Annotated in this window: 11 protein-coding genes; 7 read left to right on the top strand and 4 right to left on the bottom strand. The window is 55.9% G+C overall.

The features are described from left to right. Positions 1-71: 71 nt before the first annotated feature. A complete protein-coding gene (locus C1N59_RS14130) occupies positions 72-1,094 on the top strand; it encodes a transporter (protein WP_033737718.1) in 1,023 nt (340 codons plus the stop codon). 115 nt (positions 1,095-1,209) lie between these two features. Here C1N59_RS14130 and C1N59_RS14125 read toward each other — a convergent pair whose 3' ends face one another. Together C1N59_RS14125 and C1N59_RS14120 are read right to left on the bottom strand one after the other, a co-directional pair. Beyond that, positions 1,210-2,349: a L,D-transpeptidase family protein gene (locus C1N59_RS14125; RefSeq protein WP_033737717.1), complete on the bottom strand. Its 1,140-nt coding sequence runs from the start codon at positions 2,347-2,349 to the stop codon at positions 1,210-1,212. Between the two features lie 195 nt (positions 2,350-2,544). After that, the gene (locus C1N59_RS14120; protein WP_394549778.1) at positions 2,545-4,359 is read right to left on the bottom strand and encodes a glycoside hydrolase family 15 protein; all 1,815 of its coding nucleotides are present in this window, start codon (positions 4,357-4,359) and stop codon (positions 2,545-2,547) included. A gap of 156 nt (positions 4,360-4,515) precedes the next feature. Here C1N59_RS14120 and C1N59_RS14115 point away from each other — a divergent pair, with 156 nt between their 5' ends. Next, positions 4,516-5,289: an SDR family oxidoreductase gene (locus tag C1N59_RS14115; protein ID WP_033737715.1), complete on the top strand. Its 774-nt coding sequence runs from the start codon at positions 4,516-4,518 to the stop codon at positions 5,287-5,289. Here C1N59_RS14115 and C1N59_RS14110 read toward each other — a convergent pair. Further along, positions 5,283-5,861 carry a DedA family protein gene (locus tag C1N59_RS14110; RefSeq protein WP_033737714.1) on the bottom strand — a complete coding sequence of 193 codons (579 nt, stop codon included), beginning with the start codon at positions 5,859-5,861 and terminating at the stop codon, positions 5,283-5,285. The genes C1N59_RS14115 and C1N59_RS14110 overlap by 7 nt on opposite strands. 206 nt (positions 5,862-6,067) lie before the next feature. Between C1N59_RS14110 and C1N59_RS14105 the strand changes: the two genes are divergently transcribed. The 3 genes from C1N59_RS14105 (at position 6,068) to C1N59_RS14095 (ending at position 10,366) form a co-directional block, all read left to right on the top strand. Continuing rightward, entirely contained in the window at positions 6,068-6,655 is a 588-nt protein-coding gene (locus C1N59_RS14105; RefSeq protein WP_033737713.1) for a Yip1 family protein, read from the top strand. 175 nt (positions 6,656-6,830) lie between these two features. Beyond that, complete coding sequence (gene pbpG, locus C1N59_RS14100) at positions 6,831-7,778, top strand: D-alanyl-D-alanine endopeptidase (RefSeq protein WP_033737712.1); 948 nt, start codon at positions 6,831-6,833, stop codon at positions 7,776-7,778. A gap of 134 nt (positions 7,779-7,912) precedes the next feature. Then, entirely contained in the window at positions 7,913-10,366 is a 2,454-nt protein-coding gene (locus C1N59_RS14095) for a DUF3772 domain-containing protein (protein ID WP_394549776.1), read from the top strand. A gap of 50 nt (positions 10,367-10,416) precedes the next feature. Here C1N59_RS14095 and dld read toward each other — a convergent pair whose 3' ends face one another. After that, the gene (gene dld / locus C1N59_RS14090) at positions 10,417-12,120 is read right to left on the bottom strand and encodes a D-lactate dehydrogenase (RefSeq protein WP_039341475.1); all 1,704 of its coding nucleotides are present in this window, start codon (positions 12,118-12,120) and stop codon (positions 10,417-10,419) included. Between the two features lie 151 nt (positions 12,121-12,271). On the opposite strand from dld, the gene bglX reads away from it, so the two are divergent. Both bglX and C1N59_RS14080 read left to right on the top strand, forming a co-directional pair. Then, positions 12,272-14,569 carry a beta-glucosidase BglX gene (bglX, locus tag C1N59_RS14085; RefSeq protein ID WP_033737709.1) on the top strand — a complete coding sequence of 766 codons (2,298 nt, stop codon included), beginning with the start codon at positions 12,272-12,274 and terminating at the stop codon, positions 14,567-14,569. Positions 14,570-14,764: 195 nt separating this feature from the next. Beyond that, positions 14,765-15,871, top strand: coding sequence for a suppressor of fused domain protein (locus C1N59_RS14080; RefSeq protein WP_394549773.1), 1,107 nt, complete (start codon positions 14,765-14,767; stop codon positions 15,869-15,871). The last annotated feature ends 23 nt before the right edge of the window (positions 15,872-15,894 follow it).

The raw sequence follows: 15,894 nt of genomic DNA, 5'->3' as shown, positions 1-15,894 counted from the left end.
CACAGGTCATTTTGCTGTAACAAAACTTCAGCAGGCTGTGGATCTTAATTGATGATGCTGACAGGATTGCCATGGCGACAGACGTTGTTCTCACCCCACAAAAACGTGATTTTGATGATGATGTGGCCGGACTCATCCATGGTTATCGCTTTTCTCCTGATGCCCTCCCTCAACGCCTGAATGCCCGTGAAGCGGTAAAACTCGGTGAACACCCTCCTGAAGAAGGCTTTCTCTGGTTACATATCAATCTGAATCACGCGCGGGCACAGCACTGGGTGCAGGGCCACTTTCAGGTTGATGATGATTTTTTTGACGAGATCCATTCCGCCTCGCCGCGCACCCGGTTAGCGGAACAAAGCAATGCCCTGCTGGCGGTACTGAACGACGTCACGCTGAGCCAGGAAAATCGCAGTACGCAAAATGCGACCCTGTGGATCTGGTGCCGTCATAATCTGGTCGTGAGCGCACGTTATCGCTCGTCAGTGATGATCGAAAAGATGCAGCAGGGGCTGGCGAAGCATAATTTTCCCAGTGCGGAGGCCCTGTTACTTTACCTGCTCGGTGAACAGGAGTTGCAGCTGGAACTGGTGGTGCGTCGCATCAGCCAGGTAGTCGATAACATTGAAGAGCGTTTATTAAGTCCGGCAATCAAGGCCAACCGCAGTGAGCTGGGGCATTACCGGCGCATGCTGCTGCGCATTCAGCGCCTGCTGGCACCCGAACCGGCGGCGCTGTTCCGGTTGCTTAACCGCCCACCCGCCTGGCTCAACCGCGACACGCTCCGCGAGCTGCGGGCGTTCACGGAAGAATTTAGCGTGGTGCTGAACGACCTGGCCAGCCTGATGGAGCGCATCCGTCTGCTGCAGGAGGAAATTGCAGCACGGTTGATGGAGCAGAGTAACCGGACACTTTATCTGCTGACCGTGATTACGGTGCTTGCACTACCGATTAACATTGTGGCGGGATTTTTTGGTATGAACGTGGGCGGCATTCCGCTGGCGTCGAACCCGCACGGGTTTTTACTGCTGGTTCTGATCGTCCTGGCCTTCACGCTGCTGGCCGGCTGGCTGAGTTTTCGCCGTCCATCCAGATAGTGGTGTTGACAGTGGAGCCCGTGACCAATAAAAAAGCCAGCGTGGCTATCGCCAACGCTGGCTTTTCACTGACCTGACGACCGGGCCTGAATGGCTGGCCCGTAACAGGCGAATGTTACTGCGCCGGCTGTGGCTGGGCAGGTTGCGACTGCTGTGGTTGCTCTGGCTGCGGCTGCGAAGGCTGCACAGGTTGAGCCTGTTGCGGCGCGGGCTCTGACTGGACCGCGACCGGGTTAGCAGGCTGCGACATCACTGGCGTCATGGGCTCTTCTTTCGGCTCAGCATCTTCACCTTCATTGAAGGGAACAGGCGCAGGGGCCACGCTGTTTTCTGGCGCATTAACCTGTACAGGCATACCAGAGCGGTTCTGGATGGCCTTATCAACCTGAGACTGATTCACGCTACCGTCTACCAGTACTTTGCCAACCGCCTGAGTCAGCGTAATCGGCACCAGTTCACGAGAGTTAAACTGCTCTTCCGTGGTTGACAGCGGATTATGCACTTCCATCCAGCGTGAACCGTCTGGCTCAACAGAGGCTTTCACCGGCTGGTTGATAAACTGCACGCGCGTGCCAACGGGCACGTGATCGAACAGCCATTTGATATCATCGGCACGCAGGCGGACACAGCCGTGGCTGACGCGCAGGCCGATACCAAAGTTGGCGTTGGTGCCGTGAATGGCGTACAGACGCCCAATGTAGAGCGCATACAGCCCCATTGGGTTATCCGGGCCTGCCGGGAACACAGCCGGCAGATTTTCGCCACGTGATGCATATTCAGCGTGCATCGCTTTGGTGGGCGTCCAGGTCGGGCCATCTTTTTTACGTTGGACGGTTGTGGTCCAGTTCAGCGGCGTATCTTTACCCAGCTCACCAATACCGATAGGCAGAACGACTACGGTTTTCGTGCCTTTCGGGTAGTAATAAAGACGCATTTCAGCACTGTTAATCACGATGCCTTCACGCGGGGCGTCAGGCAGGAGTAACTGCTGAGGGATAATCAGTTTGCTGCCAGGCTTAGGCAGATAAACGTCAACACCCGGATTGGCTTCCAGCATATTGCTGAGGCCCATCTGGAACTGTGCTGCAAAAGCTTCCAGAGGCAGTTTACTGTCCTGAGGAATCGTAATCTCAATGTTTTGCCCGGTCAGACGGCTGTTCGCCGGCGGTAAGGGATAAACAACCGCAAGGGCTGACTGACTGAATGCTGCCAAAGCCAATGCAAGTGAAGCGAACGCGCGAATGCTTTTTTTCATATTTTACAAGTCTTTATCGCCATGTTTCAGGCTTGTCAATGTATCGAACCCATGCTGGTCACTATGACCTGCTGCGCATTATATGTTCATTAAACTGATGTTGTGAATCAGGATTTTTACCGCATCGAAATACTTTACCTGACTTACCTGCGTTATCCGCCTTTGTTCATTAACATTTTGGGCGAAAACCGCCCTCTACGGCTGCCATAACGTGACATCTCCGTTTAGCTTGCGGTTCAGGAAAAAAGCGGCGCTAATCAGGGCGAGATGCGTCAGCGCCTGCGGCATATTGCCTAGTGCCTGGCCGTGGCTGTCGAACTCTTCGGCATATAACCCCAACGGATTAGCGTAGCTCAGTAATTTCTCGAACTCAAAATGGGCTTCGCGTACGCGCCCGGCACGCGCCAGACATTCGACGTACCAGAACGAGCAGGCACCAAATGAACCTTCTCCGCCGGTGAGCCCGTCCGCCGGGGTTTCATGGATGTTATAGCGTCGCACCATCCCATCGCTGACCAGATTCGCCTTGATGGCATCCAGCGTGGCAATCCAGTCAGGATCGGTTGCGCCGACAAAACGCACCAGCGGCATCAGCAGCATGGAGGCATCCAGGTAGTCACCATGGCGGGTCGAAACAAAATGGCCGCGTTCGCTGTTCCAGAAGTTTTTCCAGATATCGTCGCGAATCTCGCGGCGGGTACGGTCCCACCGCTCATAAGGCATCGGCAGGGAACGTTTCATGCCAAGACGCAGCCCGCGATCCATGGCCACCCAGCACATCAAACGGGAGTGCAGGAAGTGTTCCGGTTCACCGCGCATTTCCCAGATGCCCGCATCCGGCTGATGCCAGTTATCACAGAGCCAGTCCAGCATCTCTGAGACATGGTTCCAGCCCCGTTGAGAGATGGCTTCACCATATTTATTGGCAAGGTAAATGGCGTCCATCAGTTCGCCATAGATATCCAGTTGTTTCTGTTGCCAGGCATCGTTGCCTATCCTGACCGGGCAGGAATCGGCATAGCCGGACAGGTTGAGCAGCGACATTTCCTGCAGTTCCGTGCTGCTGTCCAGGCGATACATCACCTGTAAACGCATCTCGTCATGATGGCTGTTCTCCACACAGCGACCGACCCATTCGGTGAAGTGCTTGGCCTCATCCACGTAGCCCAGGCGCATCAGCGCGTACATGCTGAAGGACGCATCGCGTATCCAGGAGGCACGGTAATCCCAGTTACGTTCGCCCCCCAGCTCCTCCGGCAGGCCAAAGGTTGCGGCGGCGGCAATGGAGCCGTGCTGCCAGGAGGTCAGCAGCTTCAGCACCAACGCTGAGCGCTGAACCATTTCCTGCCAGCGGCCACGATAGGTGCTGTGGCAACTCCACTCACGCCAGTAGCTCAGCGTCTCTTCGAAACAGTTCGCGGTCGCCAGTTTTTCAACGTGTGCGTCATTTACGCTGCCGAATTCAAATGCGGCGTGTTCGCCCGCTTTTAACTCGAAACTGGCGGTGGCGCTATTACCTTCCAGGGTCATCACGACCGTGGCGGCCAGCCGAAGCGAGGGCTGATCCGTCGCATGAAAATCGATACAACCGCGCTGAATCTCGGCGCGGGTTTCCGCTCGGGCGTAATCATGGCGAGGCGAACAGACCATGTTAAACCGGGCCTGACCCCGCACCATTTTCACCCGGCGGATAATGCGTGGCAGTTTGTCCTGACGGTCGCAGATGGGCATGTAGTCAGTAATTTCGGCCACGCCTTCTTCGGCCAGCCAGCGCGTTTGCAGAATATTGGTATCCGGCAGGTAAATTTGTTGCCGACGGGCGTTTTGCCACTCGGGTGCGATTGAAAACAGGCCCGCTTCGTCACTGTCCAGTAAGGCCGAAAACACCGACGGGCTGTCCAGCTCCGGCCAGCAGAGATAGTCGATCGTGCCATCGTTTGCGACCAGTGCACAGGTGCGGAGATCACCTATGACACCATGATCGTCAATCTTGCGTTTAACCTTACTCATCGCGTTCTCCCTGTCAGTGTCTGACTTAACTATAGCCAGGTACCTGCATACCGCTTCGTTCGGGCACGGATCGTTAACCTGGCGAGCCCGTTGTCCGCGTCCGGCACAATTTTCAGCCCGGTATATACTTTTCATACACTTCCAGAGGAGACCGTTATGACAGCACCCCAACGAAAAGTGGCCATTGTGACCGCATCGGATTCGGGCATCGGCAGCCGTTGTGCTGAGATGTTAGCCGAACAGGGCTTTGATATTGGCATCACCTGGCGTTCAGACGAGGAAGGCGCACAGCGGACCGCCCGTCGGGTAGAAGAGACCGGACAACGGGCAGAGACGATTCAGCTCGATCTGGCCGATCCGCCAGAAGGCGGCAAGGTGTTGCAGCAGTTGATCGACAAACTGGGCCGTATCGATGTGCTGGTCAACAATGCCGGGGCAAATTTTAAAGCCGACTTTATGGACGTGACCTGGGAAGACTGGCGTAAAACCTTCAGCGTGGATGTCGATGGCGTCTTTATCTGTGGGCAGGTGGCGGCACGTAACATGATCAAACAAGGGCAGGGCGGACGCATCATCAATATCACCTCTGTGCACGAGCATACGCCCCTGCCGGGCTCAGTGGCCTACACCGCGGCAAAACATGCGGCAGGCGGCCTGACCAAATCGATGGCGCTGAGTCTGCTGCCCCACAATATTCTGGTCAATGCGGTCGCCCCGGGGGCGATTGCGACGCCGATGAACAAGATGTCCGACGCGGATGCGCACAACGTAAAAATGCCAGAAATTCCTGCCGGCCGCCCTGGCGATACGCACGAAATTGCCAGTATGGTAGCCTGGCTGAGTTCCGAGTGGGCGACCTATACCACCGGTCAGTCGTTTATTATCGACGGCGGCTTTATGCTGGCCAACCCACAGTTTAAAGGCTACTGATCGGCCCGGTGATGATTCCAGCGGCGAATCGCCCAGCGCAGCACAAACGCAAAGACCACCGCCGCGCCCAGCCATAGCAGGTGTTTAAAGTGTTGGTCGAGTTTGTGCAGCCAGGGGGCGATAATGCCGCCTGCAAAATAGCCGAGCGTAACAAACAGCAGTGCCCAGACAGCCGCCCCGGTGACGTTGAGGAGAAAAAACTTCAGCGGCTTCAGGCGGCTTGCGCCAATAATGATCGGCCCAATAATACGAAAGCCATACATAAAACGTGCGCCAATCACGAACAGGCTGGGACGACGCTTAATCAGGCGGTTCGCCTTCACCACTTTATCCTGATGTTTTTTAAAGCGTCGCAAAATGCGGGTACCAAAACGCCGGCCAATCCAGTAGAGCATCTGATCGCCCACCACCCCGCCCGCCATCGCCGCCAGTACGACGCCACTGTAGTGCAGTAGCCCTTCGTGAGCGGCAACCCCGCCCAGCAGCAAAAACGTTTCGCCCTCGGCAATACAGCCAATAAACAGCGCAAGATAGCCGTACTGCGTAATTAACCCATTGATATCCAAATGCAAGGCTGAACTCCCTGTGTGAAGATTTTTCTTTCAGTCTATACCCGATTTGCCAGGACAGCGGATTAAGACCCCGTAAGCGATCTTTTTCGCCGTTTTTTTGCGCAGAGGCCCCGGAAATTATCCTGCCGATTATACTCAAATGACTGCTGCCCCCTTGTGGAAATGTTAACAGATCGGGTGGCCCAATCGGTCAGAGGAGTAAGCGTATGAACCATGTCTGGGGTTTGTTAGCGCATCCGAACCAGGAAATGCGCACTATCAAGCAAGAGAACGAAACGGTTTCGCACCATTACACTCACCACGTGCTGCTGATGGCCGCTGTGCCGGTGATCTGCGCCATGATTGGCACCACTCAGTCAGGCTGGAACCTGGGAGAAGGGCAATATGTGCAGCTTAATTTGCTGACGGCGTTGGGCCTGGGGATTCTGTTCTATCTGGTGATCCTGGGCGGCGTCGCCGTTATGGGGCGGGTGATTCACTGGATGGCGCGTGACTATCCCCATCGTCCCAGCATGGGGCGCTGCACCGTATTTGCGGGCTATGTCGCTACGCCCCTGTTTTTGAGCGGCCTTGTCGCGCTTTATCCGCTGGTCTGGCTATGTGTGCTGGCGGCAGCGCTGGCGCTCCTGTATACCGGGTATCTGCTGTATGTCGGCATTCCGCTGTTTCTGAATATCGACCGTGACGAAAGTCTGCGTTTTTCCAGTTCAACACTGGCTATTGGTGTGCTGGTCTTCGAAGTGCTACTGGCTCTGACCGTGGTGTTATGGGGCTATGGCCCGCGTCTGTTTTAACCTGCCGTTGCCGCCTACAGGGCGGCAACCTTTTTTTAACGCTCAGAAACAATCTCACCAGGAAAATTCCCTGACTTCAGCGTATGATGCTGCGGCCAGCCCGCGCTCTGCCTGTTCAGGCGTTGGCGGCCTGTGTTTACACAGCGCACAATCTTAACCGGGTCTTTTTTCCACGATGCCTGCAAAAATTCGCTTTTCACTGTTGTCGCTGGCGCTGCTCGTTTCCGGGCAGGTTTTTACCCTTCCAGCACAGGCGACCACCACGTTGTCGCAGATGGCCCCGATTGCTCAGCCGCAAATCGCCTCAGGGAGCGCCCTGATTGTCGATCTGACCAATGGTAAAGTCCTGTTCTCCAGTCACCCGGATCGGGTGCGCCCCATCGCGTCTATCACGAAGTTAATGACGGCCATGGTGGTACTGGATGCGCACCAGCCGATGAACGAGATGGTGAAGGTCGATATCAGCCAGACCCCCGAGATGCGTGGTGTGTTTTCGCGCGTCAAACTGAACAGCGAAATTAGTCGCCGCAGTATGCTGATGCTGGCGCTGATGTCCTCGGAAAACCGCGCGGCAGCCAGTCTGGCTCACGCTTATCCGGGCGGGTACGATGCTTTTATCCGGGCAATGAATGCCAAGGCGCGCGCGCTCGGCATGATGCACACGCATTACGTTGAACCCACGGGCCTCTCTATCAAAAACGTGTCCAGCGCCCAGGATCTGGTGAAGCTGCTGAAAGCGACGCGTGAATATCCGCTTCTGGGTGAGCTCAGCACGACCAAAGAAGAAACCGCCGTGTTTGCCCATCCGAGTTATGCGCTACCGTTCCGCAATACCAATCACCTGGTATATAAAAATGGCTGGCATATCCAGTTAACGAAAACGGGTTACACCGATCAGGCGGGGCACTGTCTGGTCATGCGGACGATGATTAAGAACCGCCCGGTCGCGCTGGTGGTACTCGATGCGTTTGGCAAATATACCCATTTCGCCGATGCGAATCGTCTGCGCGACTGGCTGGAAACCGGCAAGGCTGCGCCGGTTCCGGCGGCTGCACTGGCCTATAAAAAACAAAAAGCGGATGAGGTTGCCAGCAACGCAGCCAGTGGGGCCGCTGTAGAGTAATCCTCTGCCGGGGCGCTACGGTTCCCCGGCTGAGATTGACCTGTATTCCTATAGTTTCATGGCAGACGAAAATCTAAACTACCCGCAAATGGCGAGGGTGATTCGCCTGATTACTGTGCCGGAATCTCATTGATATGCTCAAGTTACGTTCATTTAGTGTTCTGATTTTTTTCGCGTTGATGACGCTCGCCCCCGCGCTGAGTTTTGCCGACGATGCGACGCAAGCCTCGCAGCAAACCGACGACAAACCCAAGGTGGATGCCTCTGTCGAGCTGCCGAAAATGCAGAAGATCCTCGATAAAATTAAAAGCCAGGTCTCCGTTGAAAGCGACGAAAATAAGCTCAGTCGTTTGAATGAGATGGCGCTGGAGCTATCAGGCAATACGGATACGCTTGCGCAGGCGTTACAGCCCGATCGTCAACAACTGGAAGCGCAGCTGGCCGTGCTCGGTCCGGCACCCAAACCGGAAAGCGGCGTCAAAGAGACACCGGACGTGACGCGCAAACGCAGCGCGCTGGAAAGTCAGAAGAGCAAGCTTGACGATCAAATCAAGCAGGCGGAAGGCATTAAAAACAGTGCACTGATGCTCTCCTCACAAATCGTCAATCTGCGCCGCGACCAGCTAAAAAATAAACTCGCCCTGAATTCAGGCAGTATTCTGGGGCCGCGCTTCTGGGCGCCCGTGTTAAGTAGTCAGGATCTGGATGCGGAAAAAATTGGCGATTTTCTCAATGAGCTGAAAGACACGGCCGCACTCTCCTGGGAGCCGGGCTGGCGCATTGGCACGGTTGGCTGGTTGCTGGCCGCGGTGCTGGTGATGACGCTCGGCCGTCGCTATGGTGAAGAGTTCCTGGCCTGGGTCAGTATCAATAAATTGCCTGAAGGGCGTTTGCGCCGTAGTTTTCTGGCGACTGCCGTGGCGCTGACCAGCCTGGCGGCCGTTGTCCTGACCTTCGTCTTTATTTCGCAGGCCTTTACGCGCCGCGATGAAGTCTCCAGCGATGTGCAGGACTTTATTTACCGTCTGGTCGAACTCAGCGTCTACTGCGGCCTGATTGCCGGGCTGGGCCGTGCCTTTTTATCCACGCGTCGCCCCAGCTGGCGTCTGCCGACGATTTCGAACGAAGTCGCCATCGCGCTTAAACCGTTCCCGCCGATTACGGCCCTGCTGGTGTTTATCTTTCAGATGGTCGAGTCCTTTAACTACACCGTCGGCACCAGCCTGAATACCAGTATTTTTGCCAACGGCCTGACAGCATTACTTATCGGCACTACGGCACTGGCGATCAGCATGCGCACCAAGCGCGTTCGTCGTCGCCTGGCGCAGTCGGGTACGCCGCCGGAAGCGCGTTCTACCCTGGTTGGATTGATTCAGATGGCGCTGACGATCACCGCGCTGACCATCCTGGCCTCACTGGTGATCGGCTACGTCACGCTGGCGCGTTTTCTCAGCTATGAGCTGGTGTGGTGCGGCATTTTGTTTGGCTCATTTTATATTCTCAGTCATCTGGTCAACGACGGCTGTGAGAGTCTGTTCTCGATCAGTAACACGACAGGTAAACGCATCCAGAGTTCACTGAACATTGATGAACGTCATCTGCAGCAGGTGGCGACCATTCTGGCGGCGATAGGTAAAACGTTCCTGGTGCTGTTTGTGGCGCTGGCGCTGCTCAACGGCACCTTTGCCTCGTCCACGCCGATTGAGTTGTTGCAGAAAGCCATCGAATTCTGGGGCGGTAAAGGCCTGGAGTCGCTGAATATCGTTCCGGCGCACCTGGTTAATGCATTGCTGTGCCTGATTGTCGGGATTTACGTCTTGCGTTCAGTGCGGCGCTGGCTGGACAACGACTTCCTGCCCAAAACCACCATGGACAGCGGGATGCGGGTGTCCCTGGTGACGCTGTTCAGTAACGTGGGCTATGTGCTGATTATCCTGCTGACCCTGTCGATTATGGGGCTGCAATGGAACAAGCTGGCCTGGATCGTCAGTGCATTATCCGTCGGTATCGGTTTCGGCTTACAGGAGATCGTTAAGAACTTTATTTCGGGTTTGATTCTGCTGACTGAGCGCCCGGTGAAAGTGGGCGATCTGGTGACGATCAGCGGCGTGGAAGGGGATATTCGTCGTATCAACGTGCGTGCGACGGAAATTCAGCTGGGCGATAAATCTACGGTGATCGTGCCTAACTCGCAGTTTATTTCTCAGAACGTCCGTAACGCGACCATGGGTAACGCGCAGGGCGTGGTGACGATTACCCTGACGTTCCCGCTCAATATTGACCCCGTGCAGGTACGTGAAATTCTGCTTAAGGTGTATGAAGAGAATGAGCGCATTCTGGAGACGCCGGAACCGTCAGTGTCGTTTAAAGATCTTACCGCGCAGGGCATTGTACTCAGCGTAACCGGTAACGTGGCCAGCCAGCGCCAGATTGCAGGCGCAAAAAGCGATCTGCTGTTTGATATTCTGACGCGATTACGTAAAGAAGGGATCGTCCTGTCGACGCCGCAGACCATGATTATCGAACGTCGCCAGCTGCTGGCCTCGGATGTCAGCGATGACGTAACGGTCACAGAGCAACCGCGTTAATGAAACAGGCAGCCCTATGGCTGCCTGTTTTTTCATGGCCTTTTGAGGCGTCAGGGCTGCCTGACCGCCCAGCCTTTCAGCTTACTGGTTTTGCCAATACCGGGGTTAAAGCTGTTGGTCGGATCGAGCTGACGATAGAACGCGGCCAACTGCGGCTGGGCCTGATAAAGATGGCCGACGTTATGCTCTGCCGGATACTCCGCGCCGCGCGTCTTCAGAATCGCCAGCATTTGCGCTTTCAGGGCATGGACATCTACCCCTTTTTTAACGATGTAGTCCTGATGGAAGACATGGCAGAAAAAATGGCCGTAATACAGCTGATGACTGAGTGACTGCGTTATCCCGGCAGGCAGGGTTTCGAACCAGTCTCTGTCATTGCGGCGCAGCGCAATATCCAGCGCCAGAATATCTTCCACCTCTGTGGCGTGAACGGCGTGATAACGCACTGCCGCACCGGCAGCGGCAAAGCGGTGCAGGAAAGCGTGCGCGCCTTCTTTGCCTTCGCACTCAAAAAACTCTCCGCCACCTTCACGGAAAAACTCCCGCAGGTAGTTGCGCGCCTCTTCGACGCCGTCACCCGACATTTTCAGCATTAAATGATGCTGGTATTTATCGCGATACTGCTTCATGCGTTTCGGCAGATGCGCCGGAAACAGGCGACTCAGCCGTTGCAGCAGCCGGTCAGTCAGATGCGGTTTTATGAAAGACAGTTTATTAAGCCAGCCGTCAACCCGACCTTTAAGCGTAAAAAACAGGGGCATCTTGTCGGTGCCCAGCTTGTCAATCATCAGGAATGTATCTTTGCCGTACACTTCGGCGATATCGTAGATATCCCGGTGCATATATTCCGCGGCAACGGGCAGGTTTTTAAAATGGGCCAGCATATGGCAGCGCAGGTCGCTGAGCACGGCGGCATCGTTAGTGCCGATATAGAACACCTGCTGCTGCGGTTCCTGCTCAAATGTGTCCAGGCGTACCGCGAAAACCGCCAGCTTGCCTGCGCAGCCGGACGCTTCAAACAGACGACGGGCATCCGCGTTAAAACGGGCGGGCGTATCGGCATTCACATCGCGCACGCGGTCAGCATAATCATGATCGGACGCGTGACGGCCATCATGCAGGACATCGTCCGGCTGCCAGCGATCGTCATCCAGACGTCCCAGAATCTCTTCCGGCGAGGTGCCCAGGTCAATGCCCAGATGATTGACCAGCTTCAGTCGCCCCTGGGCATCAATCTGAGCAAACAGCGCCATTTCACTGTAGGCCGGGCCGCGTTTGATCAGCGAGCCGCCAGAGTTATTACAGATGCCACCCAGCACCGACGCACCAATACAGGAAGATCCAATCACCGAGTGCGGCTCACGGCCCAGCGGCTTCAGGATCTTTTCCAGTTGATACAGGGTACTGCCCGGAAAGGCCAGGACCTGTCGGCCCTTATCGATGAGCTGTAGCTTATCCAGCTTCAGTGTGCTGATAATCACCAACGGACGATCGTAGTCGTCGCCCTGCGGCGTCGAGCCTTCGGTCAGGCCGGTATTGGCCGCCTGCATCAAAATGATCGCATCCGCAGCGACCAGCGTCTGTAGTACGCGCCACAGCTCCAGCAGCGTAGCCGGAAACACCACGGCCAGCGCCTCGCCTTCACCAGAACGAAAGCCTTTACGATAGCGAGCCGTGTGCGCGGCCTCAGTCAGAACGTTACTTGTGCCAACCAGACGGCGCAGATCGGCAATCAGGACAGACGATGTCATCATGGGCAATTCCCTTGTCGTATGCATGCGTCCTTACTGTAGCACGTCAGTTGCGTCGGGCGCAGTGTGATAGCCGCAGGCGACATGCTATGCTCTGATGATGCCATCCTGCATTTAGTCGATATTGCGCAGTTACTTAAGAGAACCCAACCCGATGAAATGGATTTGCGCTGTTAGCCTCGCTGTTTCCCTTGCGCTGCAACCTGCACTGGCCGGGGAGCCCACCGTTCAGCATCCGATGACCGAAAAGGCGCGTGATGCCTACGTCAATAATCTGCTTAAAAAGATGACGCTGGATGAGAAAATTGGCCAGTTGCGTTTAATTAGCGTGGGACCGGATACGCCAAAAGAAGCCGTGCGTGAGATGATCCACAAGGGGCAGGTGGGCGCGATTTTTAATACGGTTACGCGCCCGGATATCCGGGCAATGCAGGATCAGGTGATGCAGCTCAGCCGGCTGAAAATTCCGCTGTTTTTCGCCTATGACGTCGTGCACGGTCAGCGGACGATTTTCCCGATTCCGCTGGCGTTAGCCTCCAGCTGGGATCTGGATGCCGTTAAAGAGGTTGGGCGCATTTCAGCTTATGAAGCGGCAGACGATGGGTTAAATATGACCTGGGCGCCGATGGTTGACGTCAGCCGGGAGCCGCGCTGGGGACGCGTGTCCGAAGGCTTCGGCGAGGACACCTATTTAACGTCCGAAATGGGACGCACCATGGTGAAGGCGATGCAGGGCAAAAGCCCGGCAGACCGCTACAATATTATGACCAGCGTAAAGCACTTTGCGCTGTACGGCGCGGTTGAAGGCGGACGGGATTACAACACCGTGGACATGAGTCCGCAACGCATGTTCCAGGACTATCTGCCGCCGTATAAAGCCTCTCTGGATGCCGGCAGCGGCGGCGTCATGGTGGCGCTCAACTCCATTAATGGTGTGCCCGCCACGGCCGACAGCTGGCTGCTGAAAGATCTGCTGCGCCGTGACTGGAAATTTAAAGGGATCACCATCAGCGACCACGGTGCGATCAAAGAGTTGATTAAACATGGCGTGGCCAGCGATCCCCAGGATGCGGTGCGTATTGCCCTCAAATCCGGTGTCGATATGAGTATGAGCGATGAATATTACAGCAAATACTTACCGGACCTGGTGAAACGCGGCATTGTCAGTCGGGCGGAAATCGACGATGCGGCGCGCCACGTGCTTAACGTGAAATACGACATGGGGCTGTTTAACGATCCCTATAGTCATCTGGGGCCGAAAGAGAGCGATCCCCAGGACACCAATGCGGAAAGCCGCCTGCATCGTCCCGAAGCCCGGGATGTGGCACGCAAAAGTATGGTGCTGCTGAAAAACCGCCTGAATACGTTACCGCTGAAAAAATCCGGCACCATTGCCTTGATCGGGCCGCTGGCAGACAGCCAGCGCGATATCATGGGCAGCTGGTCAGCGGCAGGTGTCGCGAAACAGTCTGTTTCGCTGTTGCAGGGGATGCAAAATGCGACGCAGGGTAAAGCGACGCTGCTGTATGCCAAAGGATCCAATGTGTCAGACAACAAAGGTATTCAGGACTTCCTGAATATGTATGAACCTGCCATCGTCGTCGATCCGCGCTCCGCACAGGCCATGATCGATGAGGCGGTAGAGAAGGCAAAACAGGCAGATGTCGTCGTGGCCGCCGTGGGGGAAGCGCAGGGGATGGCACACGAAGCGTCCAGCCGTAGCGATCTGATGATTCCACCTGCGCAGCAAAAATTACTGGCTGCGCTGAAGGCAACAGGCAAGCCGCTGGTCATCGTACTGATGAACGGTCGTCCATTAGCGCTGGTCAACGAAGATCGTATGGCCGATGCCATGCTGGAAACCTGGTTCAGCGGGACAGAAGGGGGCAATGCCATTGCGGATGTGCTGTTTGGCGATTACAACCCGTCCGGCAAGCTGCCGATGTCCTTCCCGCGTTCCGTGGGACAAATTCCCATCTATTACAACCATCTGCCGACCGGCCGGCCTTATAACTTTGCCAAGCCAAACAAGTACACGTCCCACTATTACGATGCGGAAAATGGCCCGCTCTATCCGTTTGGATACGGCCTGAGCTATACCACGTTTACCGTGTCGCCGGTGACGCTGTCCGCTGAAACCATGCCGCACAACGGCAGTGTTGAAGCCAGCGTGACCGTAACAAACAGCGGTAAAGTTGACGGGGCCACAGTCGTCCAGCTGTACCTGAACGATCCGGTAGCCAGCATGAGCCGGCCGGTAAAAGAGCTGCACGGGTTCAAACGGATCATGCTTAAAGCCGGGGAGTCGCAGAAAGTGACCTTCAGGATTGACGTTGATGCACTGAAATTCTGGAATCAGCAGATGAAACACGTTGCTGAACCGGGCAAATTTAACGTCATGATTGGTCTGGACTCGGTACGCACCCAGAACGCCCAGTTTACCTATCAGTAAGCCCCGGCACGAACCGACATCCGGTTCGTGCTGATTAACGCTTCCCCGTACCGGGGAAGCGCGTCCCGTTTCTGCTTCAGCCATCCTGCCCGGACCTCCCCACTTTGAGAGTTTTACCCTTGTCTGACATGGCGACAGGCATGATCCTGCTCTATCCTCGGGGAAAATGGATTCCTCAAGCACGAATGAGGCGCTATGACGTACCAAACACTGATTGCCGAAGCCCACAATCAGCAGCGCACCCTGACGGCCATTGTCGAACAGGATGCGCGTACTGCTTATTTCTATATCTGGCCCACTGACCTGTTTCGTAGCCAGTTTGCGGTGCGGGGCTGCTGGTTACGTAACCTCCTGCCCGCGCCGGTTGAGGACGATCACCAGGCGATGGCGCAGGGCATTGCCCCCCTGTTAAGTGCCGAATACTGTCGTAACCTGGAAGCGGAGCCGCCGCTGGATCCGGTAGGGTTGCAAATACTCTGGGAACCGGGCGATGCGGGCGCAGCACTCTGGTACTACGGTCAGCTTCTTGCCGTGATCCCGGGCTGGAGTCTTTATCAGGATAAGCAGGTCAGTTTTTCTGCAGGCTGTATTAAAAAGAACCGGCTGACCGCACCCCTGGGTTCGGCGTCCACTAACCATTATTACGCCCTGGCCGAACAGCAACGGCAGTTCTGGCGTGAATGGCATGACGGCAGCGAATGGGACAAGGTACAGCAGGATCTGATGACCTGTTATCAGGCGCAGTTTGGCGAGTCGGTAAAATACTACGCGATCGATCAAGGCAACTGGCCGCCAATGGCGCTGTCGCAGCATTATCACAACGGCATCTGGTATTTTCTGACGCTGGGGATGAGTATTCGTCCTATGCCGCAGGTGGATTTTCTGTTTGATGAACTGGCACCGCACTATCGCCGGGCAGAGCTGGGCATGGCTGTTGATGGCGAGGTGATGACGGAGAGCAATGCGGTGCAAATGGCCAGCGCGCTGGCAGAATTTGTGCATTTACCATGGGCGCGCCTCACCTGGCTCGGCGAAGGCCATACACTCGCTTCGGAAGTGGCACCTGTGGGATTTGAAAGCTATCTGTTAGCCAACGAGCTGGCACCGGAAAGCGCGCAGTTTGTCCTGCCGAGGCGCGATGGCGACAGGCCAACGTTACTGTGGGCCACGCCGGTAACCGAAGCGGAGCGTCAGTTTGCACAGGCTGAACCCCAGGGCGGGCAACAACTTCGTGAACGCCTTTCCGCTGGCGGAAATACCCATATTTTCCGGCCACGCGAGCAGGTCGTCGAGGCGGGATAAGCCGCGCAATCGAGTGCTCGCCT

The sequence above is a fragment of the Pantoea sp. SGAir0183 genome (genome assembly GCF_043545505.1).
Note: the sequence above shows the minus strand (reverse complement) of the source record. Positions and strands in the feature narration are given on the sequence as shown.

Bases quoted from the DNA above. Each gene is read 5' to 3' on its own strand.
- C1N59_RS14125 (WP_033737717.1), bottom strand. From the start codon at position 2,349: ATGAAAAAAAGCATTCGCGCGTTCGCTTCACTTGCATTGGCTTTGGCA.
- C1N59_RS14115 (WP_033737715.1), top strand. From the start codon at position 4,516: ATGACAGCACCCCAACGAAAAGTGGCCATTGTGACCGCATCGGATTCG.
- C1N59_RS14095 (WP_394549776.1), top strand. From the start codon at position 7,913: ATGCTCAAGTTACGTTCATTTAGTGTTCTGATTTTTTTCGCGTTGATG.
- C1N59_RS14120 (WP_394549778.1), bottom strand. From the start codon at position 4,359: ATGAGTAAGGTTAAACGCAAGATTGACGATCATGGTGTCATAGGTGAT.
- C1N59_RS14080 (WP_394549773.1), top strand. From the start codon at position 14,765: ATGACGTACCAAACACTGATTGCCGAAGCCCACAATCAGCAGCGCACC.
- dld (WP_039341475.1), bottom strand. From the start codon at position 12,120: ATGATGACATCGTCTGTCCTGATTGCCGATCTGCGCCGTCTGGTTGGC.
- C1N59_RS14105 (WP_033737713.1), top strand. From the start codon at position 6,068: ATGAACCATGTCTGGGGTTTGTTAGCGCATCCGAACCAGGAAATGCGC.
- bglX (WP_033737709.1), top strand. From the start codon at position 12,272: ATGAAATGGATTTGCGCTGTTAGCCTCGCTGTTTCCCTTGCGCTGCAA.
- C1N59_RS14130 (WP_033737718.1), top strand. From the start codon at position 72: ATGGCGACAGACGTTGTTCTCACCCCACAAAAACGTGATTTTGATGAT.
- pbpG (WP_033737712.1), top strand. From the start codon at position 6,831: ATGCCTGCAAAAATTCGCTTTTCACTGTTGTCGCTGGCGCTGCTCGTT.